Source organism: Nonomuraea sp. NPDC003214 (genome assembly GCF_053590035.1).
Window position 1 is genome coordinate 735,848 of the sequence record NZ_JBSFSX010000002.1, and the last position, 14,064, is coordinate 749,911.

General features: G+C 74.5%; 14 protein-coding genes. 11 read left to right on the plus strand and 3 right to left on the minus strand.

Going from position 1 to position 14,064, the window contains the following annotated elements; genetic code table 11:
- The first annotated feature begins 59 nt into the window (after nt 1–59).
- Nucleotides 60–899: an alpha/beta fold hydrolase gene (locus tag ACWDXC_RS08475; protein WP_449979525.1), complete on the plus strand. Its 840-nt coding sequence runs from the start codon at nt 60–62 to the stop codon at nt 897–899.
- Between the two features lie 9 nt (nt 900–908).
- Here ACWDXC_RS08475 and ACWDXC_RS08480 read toward each other — a convergent pair whose 3' ends face one another.
- Together ACWDXC_RS08480 and ACWDXC_RS08485 are read right to left on the minus strand one after the other, a co-directional pair.
- On the minus strand, nt 909–1,619 hold the full coding sequence (locus ACWDXC_RS08480; protein ID WP_449979527.1) for a DJ-1/PfpI family protein: 711 nt from the start codon (nt 1,617–1,619) through the stop codon (nt 909–911).
- Nucleotides 1,620–1,688: 69 nt separating this feature from the next.
- The gene (locus ACWDXC_RS08485) at nt 1,689–2,645 is read right to left on the minus strand and encodes a GlxA family transcriptional regulator (RefSeq protein WP_449979529.1); all 957 of its coding nucleotides are present in this window, start codon (nt 2,643–2,645) and stop codon (nt 1,689–1,691) included.
- A 99-nt stretch (nt 2,646–2,744) separates the two neighbouring features.
- On the opposite strand from ACWDXC_RS08485, the gene ACWDXC_RS08490 reads away from it, so the two are divergent.
- The 5 genes from ACWDXC_RS08490 to ACWDXC_RS08510 all read left to right on the plus strand — a co-directional run bounded on the left by ACWDXC_RS08490 (nt 2,745) and on the right by ACWDXC_RS08510 (nt 7,586).
- Nucleotides 2,745–3,956: an MFS transporter gene (locus ACWDXC_RS08490; RefSeq protein ID WP_449979532.1), complete on the plus strand. Its 1,212-nt coding sequence runs from the start codon at nt 2,745–2,747 to the stop codon at nt 3,954–3,956.
- Nucleotides 3,957–4,001: 45 nt separating this feature from the next.
- Nucleotides 4,002–4,289, plus strand: a complete 288-nt coding sequence (locus ACWDXC_RS08495; protein ID WP_449979535.1) for an antibiotic biosynthesis monooxygenase — start codon at nt 4,002–4,004, stop codon at nt 4,287–4,289.
- Between the two features lie 157 nt (nt 4,290–4,446).
- Nucleotides 4,447–6,012: a phosphodiester glycosidase family protein gene (locus ACWDXC_RS08500; RefSeq protein WP_449979537.1), complete on the plus strand. Its 1,566-nt coding sequence runs from the start codon at nt 4,447–4,449 to the stop codon at nt 6,010–6,012.
- A 36-nt stretch (nt 6,013–6,048) separates the two neighbouring features.
- On the plus strand, nt 6,049–6,555 hold the full coding sequence (locus ACWDXC_RS08505; RefSeq protein WP_449979540.1) for a SigE family RNA polymerase sigma factor: 507 nt from the start codon (nt 6,049–6,051) through the stop codon (nt 6,553–6,555).
- Nucleotides 6,552–7,586: a hypothetical protein gene (locus ACWDXC_RS08510; protein ID WP_449979543.1), complete on the plus strand. Its 1,035-nt coding sequence runs from the start codon at nt 6,552–6,554 to the stop codon at nt 7,584–7,586. The genes ACWDXC_RS08505 and ACWDXC_RS08510 overlap by 4 nt, the downstream gene beginning before the upstream one ends.
- A gap of 127 nt (nt 7,587–7,713) precedes the next feature.
- On the opposite strand, the gene ACWDXC_RS08515 is transcribed toward ACWDXC_RS08510, so the two are convergent.
- Nucleotides 7,714–8,538, minus strand: coding sequence for an acyl-CoA thioester hydrolase/BAAT C-terminal domain-containing protein (locus ACWDXC_RS08515; RefSeq protein ID WP_449979546.1), 825 nt, complete (start codon nt 8,536–8,538; stop codon nt 7,714–7,716).
- An 88-nt stretch (nt 8,539–8,626) separates the two neighbouring features.
- Here ACWDXC_RS08515 and ACWDXC_RS08520 point away from each other — a divergent pair, with 88 nt between their 5' ends.
- The 5 genes from ACWDXC_RS08520 to ACWDXC_RS08540 all read left to right on the plus strand — a co-directional run bounded on the left by ACWDXC_RS08520 (nt 8,627) and on the right by ACWDXC_RS08540 (nt 14,061).
- Nucleotides 8,627–9,907 carry an outer membrane protein assembly factor BamB family protein gene (locus ACWDXC_RS08520; RefSeq protein WP_449979549.1) on the plus strand — a complete coding sequence of 427 codons (1,281 nt, stop codon included), beginning with the start codon at nt 8,627–8,629 and terminating at the stop codon, nt 9,905–9,907.
- Between the two features lie 157 nt (nt 9,908–10,064).
- Nucleotides 10,065–11,147, plus strand: coding sequence for a sensor histidine kinase (locus tag ACWDXC_RS08525; protein ID WP_449979552.1), 1,083 nt, complete (start codon nt 10,065–10,067; stop codon nt 11,145–11,147).
- Nucleotides 11,144–11,737, plus strand: coding sequence for a response regulator transcription factor (locus ACWDXC_RS08530; protein WP_219510621.1), 594 nt, complete (start codon nt 11,144–11,146; stop codon nt 11,735–11,737). Before ACWDXC_RS08525 ends, ACWDXC_RS08530 begins: the two co-directional genes overlap by 4 nt.
- A 46-nt stretch (nt 11,738–11,783) precedes the next feature.
- Complete coding sequence (locus tag ACWDXC_RS08535) at nt 11,784–12,755, plus strand: hypothetical protein (RefSeq protein WP_449979554.1); 972 nt, start codon at nt 11,784–11,786, stop codon at nt 12,753–12,755.
- A 274-nt stretch (nt 12,756–13,029) separates the two neighbouring features.
- Nucleotides 13,030–14,061 carry an ABC transporter substrate-binding protein gene (locus ACWDXC_RS08540; RefSeq protein WP_449979556.1) on the plus strand — a complete coding sequence of 344 codons (1,032 nt, stop codon included), beginning with the start codon at nt 13,030–13,032 and terminating at the stop codon, nt 14,059–14,061.
- Nucleotides 14,062–14,064: the final 3 nt, after the last annotated feature.

The window sequence follows — 14,064 nt, forward strand, 5'->3', positions numbered from 1 at the left end:
GACGCAGGCGGGCGGCCGTCTCCCCTAGCGGCACACATTCCTGACGCCGAGGAGCATCGATGCGCACTCCGCTGCTGTTCGTTCACGGTTTCTGGCACGGCACCTGGTGCTGGAGCGAGGTCCTGGCCCGCGTGGCCGAGACGGGCCGCCCGGCCCTGGCGGTCGACCTGCCGGGGCACGGGCTGCGCGCCCGGCGGCCCCGGTCGGTCACCGGCCGCCCGTTCGACCCCGCATCCCTGGCGACGGAGCCGTCGCCGGTGGCGGGGGTGACTCTGGACGAGGCGGGCGAGCACCTGGTCGCGCAGCTCAAGCGGCTCGGGCGCGGCGGCCCGGTGACGGTCGTGGCGCACAGCATGGGCGGCACGGTGCTCACCAGGGCCGCCGAGCAGGCCCCCGAGCTGGTGGCGCACGCGGTGTACCTGGCCGCGTTCATGCCCGCCTCCGGGGTGCCCGCGTTCGACTACGCCCTGATGCCGGAGAACGAGGGCGAGCTCATCGGACCGTCGGTGCGGGCCGACCCGGCGGCGGTCGGGGCGCTGCGGCTGGACGTGGCCTCCTCCGACGACGCCTACCGGCAGCAGCTCCGTGAGACGTTCTACGGCGACCTCGACCCGGAGGCCGCCGACGCGGCGATCGCGCTGATGACGCCCGACGCCCCGGCCGGGATCGCGCTCGGCGCCACGACGCTGACCCGGCAGGGCTGGGGCTCGGTGCCGCGCACGTACGTCGGCTGCGCGCGCGACATGACGATCAGGCCGCCGTTGCAGCACAAGTTCGTGGCGGAGGCGGATGCCGCGTTCCCGGACAACCCGACCGCCACGGTGTGGCTCGACGCCTCGCACTCGCCGTTCCTGTCGCAGCCGGGCCGGGTCGCCGAGATCGTCGGCGGGATCGGCTGAGCCGGGAGCTCAGCCGCCGTCGCCCAGGCGCGCGATCAGCCGGTCGGCGAACGGGGTCTCGCCGAGCGCGTCGCGCACCCACTTGCGGGTGACGAAGGAGTAGGCCGCTCGGGGCGCCTGGTCCCAGTCCAGCGTGCCCTGCGGCGGCTCCGGGTCGTACTCGATGGCGAACTGCACGGCCCGCGCCGTCTCCGGGCCGGCCAGCTCGCCGACCAGGTGCAGCGCCATGTCGATGCCGGCCGAGACGCCGGCGGCCGTGAGCACGGGTTCGTCGGCCACCCACCGCTCGCGGGTCGGCACGGCGCCGAACTCCGCCAGCGCGTCCACCATCGACCAGTGCGAGGTGGCCCGCCGCCCGTCGAGCAGCCCCGCCGCGCCGAGGATGAACGAGCCGGTGCACACCGAGACCACCGGCCGGGCGGTCGCGGCGGCGGCGCGCACGTAGGCGAGCAGGGTCTCGTCGGCGGTGGCGCGCATCGTCGCCTCCTCGCCGCCGGGCAGCACGAGCACGTCCGGCGCGGGCACCTGCTCGAACGTGTGCCCGGCGCGTACCTGGAGCGGGGTGTCGGTCTCGACGGTGTCCAGCCGTTCGGCGACCACGACCACCCGGAACTCCGGGCGGATCGCCGCGAGCGTGGAGAGCACCTGGAGCGGGCCCACCAGGTCGAGGATGGTGCAGCCGGGGTAGAGCACGAACGCGATCGTCTTCTCGGTAGCCATACCCGCATCCTGACCCCCGGCGCGCCGCCCGTCGCCGTCCCTGGCCGGATTTCCGCGATACGCGTCCCGTCAGCGCCCGGCGGCCTGCCGCCCGCGCGCGGGGCTGGTCCCGTACCGGTCGCGGAAGGCCTCGCGCAGCGTCTCGGTCGAGCCGAACCCGCAGCGCCGGGCGATCGTGTCCAGCGGCAGGTCGCTGGAGACCAGCAGGTGCGCGACCGCCTCGGTGCGCGCCGCGCGCACGTACCGGCCGGGCGTGGTGCCGAGCTGCCCGGTGAACAGCCTGCGCAGGTGCCGCACGCTGATCCCGGCGCGGGCGGCGAGCGCCGCCGCCGACAGGTCGGCGTCCAGGTTCCCGGTGATGTACGCGACCAGGTCCCGCACCACCCGGTTGCCGGGCGGCGAGGTGGACAGGAACATGCTGATCTGCGCCTGGTCGCCCGGCCGGTGCAGGTACGTGACCAGCGTCTGGGCGACCTTCCTGGCCAGCGTCGGGCCGTGGTCGTCGGCGATGAGGCTGAGGCTGAGGTCGAGCCCGCTGGTCACCCCGGCCGAGGTGTGCAGCCGGCCGTCGGAGATGTACAGCGGCACCGGGTCGAAGGTGACGGCCGGGAAGCGCGCGGCGATCTCGGCGGCGTGCCGCCAGTGGGTGGCCACCCGCCTGCCGTCGAGGAGCCCGGCGGCGGCGAGCACCGAGACGCCGGTGCAGATCGACACGACGCGCCTGCTGCCGCGCGCGATCCTGCGGACCTCGTCCACCAGGCGCGGGTCCTCGCGGGCGGCCACGTGCCCGTGCCCGCCCGCGACGATCAGCGTGTCGACCGGGCCGGTGACCCGCTCCAGCTCCCGCTGCGCGACCAGTGTGATCCCGCACGAGCTGCGGATGGTGGCCGCCGCGACGGTGGCGAGCTCGACCGTGTACGGGGGCCGCGCGCCCGCCCGGTTGGCCGAGGCGAACGCGTCGCCGGGCGAGGCCACGTCGAGCAGTTCGACGTCGGGATAGCCGACGATGACGACACGGCGGTTCACGCTTCTCCTCTGCCCGGCGTCCCCTTTACCGGACCTAACGCCCAGGATTGAGGACATATGCCGCCATCGCCGGGCGGTGGCGCGCCCAGAATGTGCCGCATGTCAGGGGCAGAGACACCACGGGCCGGATACCCGCTGCTGGCGGCGCTCTACACCACGCAGTTCCTCGGCACCGCCTTCTTCGGCACCGCCCTCGCCTCGATCCTGCGCGAGCGCGGCGCCGGCCTGGAGGCGCTGGGGCTGCTGCAGGCCGTGTGGATGCTGACCGCGCTGCGGATGCTGTGGGCGCCGCTGGTGGACCGGTTCGGCTCGGCCCGCCGGGGGCACTACCGGTCCTGGCTGCTGGTGCTCCAGCCGGCGCTGGCCTTGACCCTGCTGACGCTGGTCGCCCTCGACCCGGTCGACGACCTCGGCCTCGTCCTGTTCGCCGCCGCTGCCGCCGGGGTGCTCTCGGCCACCCAGGACATCGCCGTCGACGCGCTGGTGGTCCGGCTGCTGCGCCCCGGGCAGCGCGGGATCGCGAACGGCATCCAGGTCGCCGGCGGCTACGTCGGCAGCCTCGTCGGCGGCGGCGTCTCCCTGCTCGTCTACGCCGAGTTCGGCTGGGCCTGCGCGCTGCTCACGCTGGCGGCGCTGACCGTGCTGCCGGCCGTGCAGATCCTGCGGCTGGCCGAGGGTCCGCCGCCCGCCGCGGGCCCCGGCCTGCGGGAACGGTACGCGGCACTGCTCGGCGTCTTCGCCGACCGCCGCAGGGCGCGGTGGACGCTGCTCGTGCAGCCGTGCTTCCTGGCCGGGATCTTCGCCGCGTACGCCCTGGTCAGCCCCATGCTGGTGGACGCGGGCTGGTCGCTGTCGTCGATCGGCCTGGTCACGAGCCTGCTCGGCGACACGGTGGCGATCGCGGGCGCGCTGCTGGCCGGGGGCCTGGTGGCGCGGTTCGGCACGCGTGCCTGCCTGGCCGGGTCGGGCGCGGCCCTGCTGGTGAGCGTGGTGGCGCTGCTGCCCGCGGCTCGCGGGGCGGGCTGGCCGGTGCTGACCGGGGGCGCGATCCTGCTGTTCAAGGTCGCCTACGCGGCGGCGGCCACGGTGGTCTCGGCCGAGACGATGCGGCTGTCCCGCCCGGCGACGGCGGGCGCGGACTACAGCGCCATGTCGAGCGCGGGGTCCGTGGTGGCGTTCGGCGTGGGGGCGGTGACCTTGACGGTGGCCGCCGCCGTGGGCTACCCGGTCACGCTGGCGGGGGCCGCGGTGCTCGTCGGCGCGGGCATGGTCGCCTGTATAGTCACTAATCTTGACTATCAGAAACAGTGACTATATGGTCCTCTTCGTACCGGTCGAATCCAGGAGGACACCCCCATGAGCATCACCGTCGAACTCACCCGTTTCAAGGTGTCGCCCGACCGGGAGGAGGAGATGCTGGCCGCGCGGCCCGCGATGCTGGCCGACTTCCGCGCCGACCGGGACGGCTTCCTCGGCGCCCGCCTGATCCGCCTGCCCGGCGGCGAATGGCTGGACGTCGTCGACTGGCGCTCCCCCGGGGACTATGCCGCCTCCCGCGCCAAGGGCGCCAACCTGCCGGGCATCGCGGCGTTCTTCGCCACCATCGCCGAGCTGGTCAGTGCCGAGGAGGGGGTTGTGGCGTAGCCGCACTATCTGATCGTGGCGTAGCCGCACTATCTGATCGTGGCGTGGCCGCGTTGTTCACCTGGGCGCTGCGCCGCGAGCGCACGGAGTTCGGTCCCGGGTCACGGGCGGGCCGTTGACTGCCCGGGCACCATCTTGTTCCGGACCGAGGACGTACATGCACCGCAACACTCTCTCCGCCGTGGCCGCCGCCGCGATCATGCTGACCGCGAGCGCGCCCGCCCTGGCGGACACCCGGCCCGACTCCTTCTTCGGCGGGCGGCTCCCGCTGAGCGCGCAGCCGGTGACCACCACCGTGGCGCCCGGCGTGACGCTCACGTCGATGTCGCTCGGGGCCAAGGACGAGAACGACTTCTGGACCGTGCACGTCTACCTGCCGCACACCGCCGACGGGCCGCTCGACAAGGCGGCCACCGCCCTGGGCCCGCGCGAGATCGCCGACCGGGTCGCCGCCGCCGTGCGCGGCAAGGGGTACGAGCCGCGCGTCGAGGAGGTCGTCACGCCCGCGTACGCCGACCGCCCCGCGGGCACGCTCGGCTGGACCGTCCGCGTCGGCCGCCACGCCACGAGCGCGGAGGCGGCGGCGGAGCTCGCCCGGCTCCGCGCGGCCGGGTTCGCCGGCGGTACCCGCTACACCGCGCAGGACGGCGCCGACCCCGGCGCGCCGCAGAAGGTGCACGTGCTCCGCGTCGACTTCCGCGCCTTCGGCGGCACGGTCGGCACCGACTTCGGCCCGTCGCTGAACGGCACCGAGAAGCTGACCGACCTCGCCGCCGCCGCGGGCGCGGTGGCCGGGATCAACGCGCAGTGGTTCTACAACAGCGCGCCCGGCGGCATGTACGTCAAGGACGGCAAGCTCATCGGCTCCGCCACCCAGGGCCGGGGCGGCATCAAGATCACCCGGGGCGGCCGCTCGGTCGACGTGGACGCCTACACGGCCCGCGTCACCCTGCGCGCCGGACGTACGAGCGCCGAGATCGACGGCGTCAACCGGGTGCCGGGCGAGATCTGGAACTGTGGCGGCGTGGGCGGCGACCAGCCGACCGAGAAGCCGCAGCACGACCTGAAGTGCACTGACGACAGCGAACTGGTCCTGTTCACCCCCGAATGGGGCACCCCGCCCGCCGGCGCCGGCGCCGAGGCCGTCCTCGACGCGCGCGGCACCGTCACCGCCGTCAACGCCTCCCGAGGCGCCGCCGTCCCCGCCGGCGGGTCCACCGTCCAGGCCATCGGCGACAGCGCCGCCTGGCTGCTCGCCCACGTCAAGCCGGGCGAGCGGCTGCGGGTGAGCGAGCGGGTCGAGGACAGCCGGGGCCGGCGGGTGCCGCTCACCCGCGACACCACGATCCTCCAGGTCGGCCCCACGCTCGTCCGCGACGGCCGCGTCTCCGTGAACGCCGCCGCCGACGGCCTCGTCCGCGAGGGCGCCGACCAGACCTTCACCTACAACTGGACGGTACGCGCCAACCCCCGATCCATGATCGGCATGGACGACCGGGGCCGGCTCATGCTCGTGGTCGTCGACGGACGCCAGGAGGGCTACAGCGAAGGACTCGGCATCGCGCAGACGGCCGAGCTGATGAAGCTGCTCGGCGCCCGCGAGGCGATGAACCTCGACGGCGGCGGCTCCAGCGTCATGGTCACCCCCGGCGGCATCGTCAACCGGCCCTCCGACGCAGCCGGCCAGCGCTCCCTCGGCAACGTCCTACTGGTCCGCCCGTAACCGACCAGGGACGCGTTGAGCGGTGTCCAGAAGTTCTTGCAACAACGACGCCCGCCGCCGCGTCCCTGGGTGGTGGAGTTCGAGGAGTTCGTCCGCGCCAGGAGCCACGCGCTGCTGCGCTACGGCCTGGTGCTGACCGGCAGCGCCGACGACGCGGCCGACCTGGTCCAGGAGGCCCTGCTCAAGCTGGGCTCCTCCTGGCGGCGGGTGCGCAACAAGGACGACCCCGAGGGCTACGTACGGACGATCATGGCGCGGCAGCACGTGAGCTGGTGGCGCCGGCGGCGGCGGGAACACCTCACGGCCGAGGTGCCGTCGCCCGTCCACGAGGACGAGCCCGAGCTCGGCGAGATCTGGCAGCGGCTGCGGGCCCTGCCGGCCGGGCAGCGTGCGGTGCTGGTGCTGCGCTACCACGAGGACCTGTCCGACCAGGAGATCGCGGCGCGGCTCGGGATCTCGCCGGCGACCGTCCGCAGCCAGGCCTCGCGGGCGCTCGCCACGCTGCGCGTCCGGGCACGAGCATTCACCGGGAGGCGGCGATGATCACCGAGGACGAGCTGGCCGGGGCCCTGCGCACGATCGCCGACCGGGCCGAGGACCGGGACGTCCTGACCGGCGTGCGCGCCAAGCGACGCGCGCGGCGGCGCAGGCGCGCGGCGGGCACGCTGGCCGCGGCCTGCGTGGTGGGCTGCGCGGCGGTCCTGGGCTGGGGTGGGGGCGGGCCGGTTCCGCGTCCCGCGGACGCACCCCCGCAACCGCGCGACGCGGTCGAACGGGTGTGGCCCCAGGCCGTGTTCACCCTGCCGGTGGGGTCGCGCCCGCTGGAGGCGATCACCGCCACCAAGGTGCTGGTCTGGACCGAGCCTGGGACCCTGGAGATCCACGACGCAGCCGCCCGCCGGTCGATGCCGGTCGCCTCCCTCGCGCGGCCTCCCCGGCTCTGGGCCGCCGACGCCGAACGGGTGGCCTGGCTGACCGGCGACGGACACGCCTGGGTCGCCCCCGTACGCACCGGCGGAAAGGCCAGGAGGGTCGGTGCGGTCCGGGGAGAGCACGTCGACCGGCTCGCGCTCACCGCGCGTCACGTCGTCTGGTCGTCACCGCTGGACGGCGTGTGGCGGGCGGGCCTCGACGGCGGCGCTCCCGAGCGGGTGCCCGGGGGCAGGGGGCTGCAGCTCGTTGAGTGGCCGTGGGCAACCGACGAACCCCTCGACGCCCGTACGAACCCCACGAAGGTCGTCAACCTGGAGACCCGGCGCGTCATCGAGGTCCGGCCCGTACCGGGAGCCGAAGGGCTGCGCTGCGGCCCCACCTGGTGCACCGGCATCCACCGGGGAGGGGACGCGCTCGTGCAGCGCACCGACGGAGCCTGGAGCCGTACCCACCGTGACTGGCTGACCGGCTACCCGTACCGGGACCGGTTCATCACCGGCGCCGGCCGGATCCACGACGCCCGCACCGGCACCACCGTGTCGTTCGGCGCCGGCCGGTGGTCGCAGGGCGGCGGCGTCGTCTCCTGGCCCGTGGACGGCGGCGTCCGCGCACTCAACCTGGCCGCCGTCCCACCCGGCTAGCTTCCTGCGGGCCCCAGCACGGCGAACAGCCTGCCACGTCACGCTCTGGAGTCCCGGAGCGGCCAGCGGGGGCACGCTCGACGGTTACGGCGGGATGCACGGTCGCCGTGCCGCTCGGCCGACTGCGTCAGGTGTCGCCCCCGAGCAGGGTGAGGAGGTGCGGCCAGGCGCGGGCGCCCAGGGCGGCGTCCGCTTCTGGGGTTCCGCCGTAGGCGTAGGCGGGTGAGGCGGGGGCGGGGGGCTCGCCGGGGAACCTGGGCCGGTGCCCCGCCTCCGGGTGGGTGATCACCAGGGCCGGTCGCCGGGCGGCCAGCTCGCGAGCGAAGCGGAGGGACGGCCACATCCGGTCGTCGCCGCCCGCCACCAGCAGCAGCCGCGCCCTGGCCGCCTCCACCCTGATGGCGGCCTCCGCGTAGCCCTCGCGGCTGCCGCCGTAGAGGCCGGCGAACGCCACCGGCTCCGCGGGCTCGGGCCAGAGGCCGGCGTCGTAGGTCACGTACGGCACCGGCTCGCCCTTCCAGGTCCACGAGGACCGGTACGGCTCCGTGACGCCGTCCGGCCCCGGCCCGACGTTCGCCCACGCGACCGAGGTCGGGGAGACGGCGATCACGGCGTCGAGCCGGGGTTCGACGACGGACAGCAGCAGCGCCGCCTCCGCCCCCTTGGAGACGCCCAGGACGCCGATCCGTCGCGTCCCCTCCTCCGCGAGCAGGTCGACGGCGGCCGTGAAGGTCTCCAGCGGTATCTCGCAGATGCCGGGCGGCTGCCCCGGCCCGCCGAACCATCGGACGGACAGCGCCCTGAGGCCGTGCGCGGCCAGCAGTCGGCACCGCTCGGTCTCCACGCGCCCGCTGGACCCGGCCAGCACCAGGACCCCGGCGGTCGCGCCCGGCGCGGGTTCGGCCAGGAAGCCGGTCCAGGGTGCGGTGAGTTCGCGCTCGACGATCTCCACGGCACCACGTTCTCACGCCTGCCGTTCTGGTGTGGATCTTGGGGAAGCGGTTGCCTCAGCCGGGGATCGACACGAGAATCTCGGACTCATGATTTCCATCCGGATCACGGGCGCCGTCGCGGTGCTCTGTCTTGCGCTCTCGTCGGGCTGCGGGGTGCTGCCCGGTTCGCCGAAGGAGCCCGGCCCGGCCGAGGGGCCGCGCCGGGTGCCGGTCGAGGCTACGGCCGGCGCCGATGACGGGGGAGGGGGCGCCTCGCACCACTGGGTGGGGCTGAACCCGGTGTGGAAGGTCGAGCAGATCGACGAGACGTCCCAGCATCACGGCCTGGTGTCCGACGGGACGCGCGTGGTGGCGTTGCGCAAGGAGATCAAGGGCGGCGCCGAGGGGGAGCTGACCGGCTACGACGGCGCGTCGGGCAAGCGGTTGTGGCGGCGGGAGCTGGGCTGGAGCGGTGCGAGCGCGCCGGTGGCCGAGGACGGCACGGTGGTGGTCCCGCTGGGTGCCGAGGTGGACAACCGGGTGGAGCGGCCGGCGCAGTTCGTGGCGCTGGACACCGCGACGGGGGAGGAGCGGTGGCGGGTCAGGGTGCGGCAGCGGGCGTTCATGACGTCGCACCTCTACCTGCCGGCTCCGGCGCAGGGGGCGATCCTGGACGGCGTCTTCTACTACGCCGACGGGCCGCACCTGTACGGGCGCGATCTGGTCTCGGGCAAGGTGGTGCACCGGCGGACGAGCAGGTCGCACCTGGCCGTGGCGGGCCCGGTGCGGGCGGGGGAGCGGCTGGTGGTGCTGGTCAGGCCGGACCCGTTCAAGCATGTCGAGGGCGTGGACGGCACCGTCCGCAGCCTGGCGGTGCTGAGCCCGGAGCTCACCCCCGTGCACCAGGCGGACCTGCCGAAGGGCACCGAGGCCACCGAGGTGATCACCGGCGGCGCGATCGCGGTCGTGAGCGAGGGCGGCGGTACGAATCCGCACATGTGGGGCTTCGACACCCGGACGGGCAAGCGGCTGTGGAGCCAGTCGCTGGGGAAGTCGCAGTACGTGGGCCCGCCGGTGCGCGGCGTGGTGCCGGTCCTGGACGGCTCGCGCAACCATGAGCAGCGGTTCGTCGGCCATGACCTGCGCACCGGGGAGCGGCTGTGGACGCTGGAGCCGCGCAAGGCCGAGGTGCGGATTGACCGGGCGCGGACGATGGGCGTGGCGGACGGCACGCTGTTCGGGCTGGGGCACGGGGTGGAGATCGTGGACCCGGCGACCGGGAAGGTCACGTTCGCCCACCAGTTCACGCCGCGCGGCGGCGGCCGGGTGGTGGCGGCGGCGGGGCGCATCGTGATCTACAACCATGATGGCCTGATGGGCTTCGACTGAGCCGCCCCCCGAGGCTGAGCCGCCCCCGAGGCCGAGCCGCCCCCCGAGGGTGAGCCGCCCCCCGAGGGTGAGCCGCCCCCGAGGGTGAGCCAGGCCGGCCGCTTATGTGACATTCGTCAGGGGTGGGCGGGAGGCCGGGGTGGATAGTGTGAAACGCATGAAGGGCCGGCTCTGGACCTCCGTCTACCTCGTCGTCCTGGTGTGGCCGCTGCCCGGGTTCCTGGCGGCCTCCCCGCCGGGGCTCACGATCGGGCTGGTGGCCGCCGGGCTGGCGGGGTTCGTCGCGCTCTACCTGCGGGTCGTGTGGACCGCACTGGACCGGCCGCACCGCAACGCCACCCCGTACGCGCTGATCCTCCTCTACGTGGTCGCCGCGGCGATGACCGTGGCGCTGGGCGAGATGTGGGTGTTCGCGGCGTCGTACTTCCTCATCACCGCGGTCGCCGCGGCGCTGCCCGCGCGGGCGCTGCCGGTGGCGGCCGGGGCCACGGTCGCGGCCGTCACGCTCGCCCTGCCGCTGCTGGGCAAGTCGCTGGCCGAATACTGGTGGCTGCCGCTGCAGGCCGTGGTGTTCACCGCCGCCATCCGCGCCTTCCTGCAGCTCAACGCCGCCAACCGGGCGCTGAGCAAGGCCGGGGCCGAGGTCGAGCGGCTGGCCGTGGACAACGAGCGGCTGCGCTTCGCCCGCGACATGCACGATCTCCTCGGCCACAGCCTGGCCGTGATGACGGTGAAGAGCCAGCTCGCGGCCAGGATCGCCACCGCCGACCCGGACCGGGCCAGGGCCGAGATGGAGCAGGTCGAGGAGCTGTCCCGGCAGGCGCTGGCGGAGGTGCGCGAGGCGATCGCGGGCTACCGGGAGCTGTCGCTGCCCGGCGAGCTGGACGGCGCGCGCCGGGCGCTCGACACCGCGGGCGTGCGGCTGGAGGTGGCCGCCGACCCGCTGCCCGCCGACGCCGAGCCGGTGCTCGCCTGGGTCGTCCGGGAGGCCACCACGAACGTCGTCCGCCACAGCGGCGCCCGCCGCTGCCGCATCCGCCTCGGCGTGACCGGCGGCGAGGCGTACGCGGAGGTCCGCGACGACGGCCGCGGCCCCGCCGATCACACGGGCACGCACGGCAACGGCCTGCGCGGCCTCGCCGAGCGCGTCCACGTCGCGGGCGGCACCCTGTACGGCGGCGCCGCCGAGGGCGGCGGCTTCCTGGTGAGCGCCCGCGTCCCCGTGGCGGAGCGGGCGTGATCCGCGTCCTGCTGGCCGACGACCAGCATCTCGTACGCGAGGCGCTGGCGGCGCTGCTCGGCCTGGAGCCCGACATCGAGGTCGCCGGGCAGGTGGGCCGGGGCGACGAGGTGGCCGGGGCGGTGGCCCGGCTCGATCCGGACGTCGTGCTGCTCGACATCGAGATGCCCGGCTGCGACGGCCTCACCGCGGCGGCCGGGCTCACCGGCGTGCGCGTGATCATCCTGACGACGTTCGGCCGCCCCGGCTACCTGCGCCGGGCGATGGACGCCGGGGTCGACGGCTACGTGGTCAAGGACGCCAGGGCCGGGGAGCTGGCCGACGCGGTGCGGCGGGTGCACGCGGGGGAGCGGGTGTTCGACCGCAAGCTCTCCGCCGCCAGCCTCTCCGCCGGCGCGAACCCGCTCACCGGCCGCGAACGCGACGTGCTGCGCGCCGCCACCGAGGGCGGCACCATCGCCGACATCGCCCGGCGCCTCCACCTGTCCGACGGCACCGTGCGCAACTACCTGTCGTCGGCCATCGGCAAGCTCGGCGCCCGCAACCGGGCCGAGGCGGCGCGCGCCGCGGAGTCCAAGGGCTGGCTCTGACGAACGTCACTACCGGCCGCACCACGCCTCTCGCGAGGCTGGAGGCATGGTGAAACGCATCGCGCCCGCGCTCGGGCTGTTCTTCCTGTCGCCGCTGATCGGCGAGTTCCTGCTGGGCAACCTGCCGGTGACCATGCTGGTGGCGCTGATCACGCTGGCCCCGCTGTACGGGGGCGGCGCGCTGCTCGTCCGCGAGCTGGCCCGGCGCCGGGGGGCGGGCTGGCCGGGCATCGTCCTGCTCGCCGTCGCCTACGGGCTCGTGGAGGAGGGGCTGGTCACCCGGTCCCTGTTCAACCCCGGCTACGCCGGCATGGACCTCGCCTCGTACGCCTGGATCCCGGGTCTGGAGGTGAGCGCCTGGTGGGTGACGTTCGTGCTGGGCGGCGTGCACGCCGTGGGCAGCATCTGCGTGCCGATCGCGGTGATGGAGGCCCTGGTGCCCGCCAGGGCCTCGGAGCCGTGGCTGCGGCTGCCGGGCCTGGTGACGGCGGGGGCGCTGTTCCTGCTGGGGGCGGCGGCCAGCGCGCTGTTCGACCCGGCCCCGTACCAGCCGTCCGTGGCCCAGCTCGCGGGCGTGGTGGTGCTGGCCGGGCTGCTGGTCGTGCTCGGCCTGCGCCGCCGGGGCCCGGCCGCCACGTCGCCGGGGCGGGCGCCGGGGCCGTGGCCGGTGCTCGGCTTCTCGCTGGTGGCGGGGGCGGTGTTCTGGGGTGCGGCGATGGCCGCCTGGACGGTCGCCGCGTGGCCGCTCGTGGCCGTCAACGTCGCCGTCTACGCCGTGGTCTGCGCCCAGGTGGCGCGCTGGTCCAGGAGGGAGGGCTGGGGCCGCGCCCAGGTGTTCGCGCTGGCCGCGGGCGGCGTGCTCACCTACGCCTGGCACGGCTTCCCGCAGCCGCCGGCCGTGCCCGCCGACCCGGCCGTCGACCTCGCCGGGAACATCGCCTTCGCGCTGGCCGCGCTCGCGCTCCTCGCCGTGGCCGCGGCCCGCCTGCGCTCCCGGGAGCCCGCCGCCGCGGCGTGACCCGGTGCCGTGCTCGCCGGGCACAGCTACGGCGGGATGGTCACGCGGCGGGCTGGCCCGGCGAGTCGCCGTGTACCGGCGGTGGCCGAGGACCCCGCCTGGGAGGCGTACGCGCTGGACGGCGGGCACAACCTCATGGGCGACGCGCCCGAGGCCGTGGTGAAGATCCTCCTCGATGCCGCGTGAGCCCGATCACAACCGGGTAGCCAAGTGGGCAAACTATGGTTAGCCTTGCCTAACTGTTGAATCCCGGCACAAGAATGGAAGCACCACCATGCGCGCATGGCGTCCGATCCTGGCATTCGCCGCTTTAAGCGTCGTGCTCGCAGGTTGCGGTTCCGCGGAGACCGGCGGCAGCGCCGCGGGCACCGGCACGGCGGCGGCCTCCGCCGCGCCCGCCGGTCCCTGGCAGTTCACCGACGGGTCCGGCAAGGTCGTCAAGGCCGACAAGACCCCGACGCGGATCATCGCGCACGCCGGCGAGGCGGCCGCGCTGATGTCGTTCGGCCTCAAGCCCGTCGGCATCTACGCCGACGAATCGGTCAAGACCGACGCGAACCTCAAGGACCTCGACCTGACCGGTATCGAGATCCTCGGCGAGGAATGGGGCAAGATCGACGTCGAGAAGGCCGCGGCCCTGCGCCCCGACCTCATCGTCGGCGACTGGTGGCCCGCCGAGAAGGCCTACAGCGGCCTGGAGGAAGGCGCCGACGAGAAGAGCAAGAAGCTCACCGAGCTCGCCCCCATCGTCGGCGTCGCCCAGGGCAAGTCGATCGTCGCCCTGGCCAAGGGCTACGAGGACCTGGCCAAGAGCCTCGGCGCCAAGGTCGACGCCCCGGAGATCGTCGCGCACAAGAAGCGCTTCGAGGAGGCGGTGACCGCCTTCAAGGAGGCCGTCGCCGCCAAGCCCGGCCTCACCGCGGCCGCCATGCTCCCCGCCGACGACAAGCTGTACGTGGCCAACCCCGAGTACGCGCCCGAGCTGCTGGACTTCCAGAACTGGGGCCTGAAGGTGATCAACCCCGACAGCCCCGACCCCGGCTTCCCCTACTGGGAGAACCTGAGCTGGGAGAACGCCGACAAGTACCAGCCCGACCTCGTGCTGTACGACGGCCGCAGCTACAAGCCGACCTCCAACGAGGAGTGGGGCAAGAAGCAGCCCACCTGGTTCAAGGTCAAGGCGGCCAAGGCGGGCGCCGTCGTGTCGTGGCCGGCGTACTGGCTGCACACGTACGAGGACTTCGCCACCGAGCTGGAGAGCCTGACCGCGGCCGTGAAGGCCGCGGACGAGAACATCGGCGACTGACCG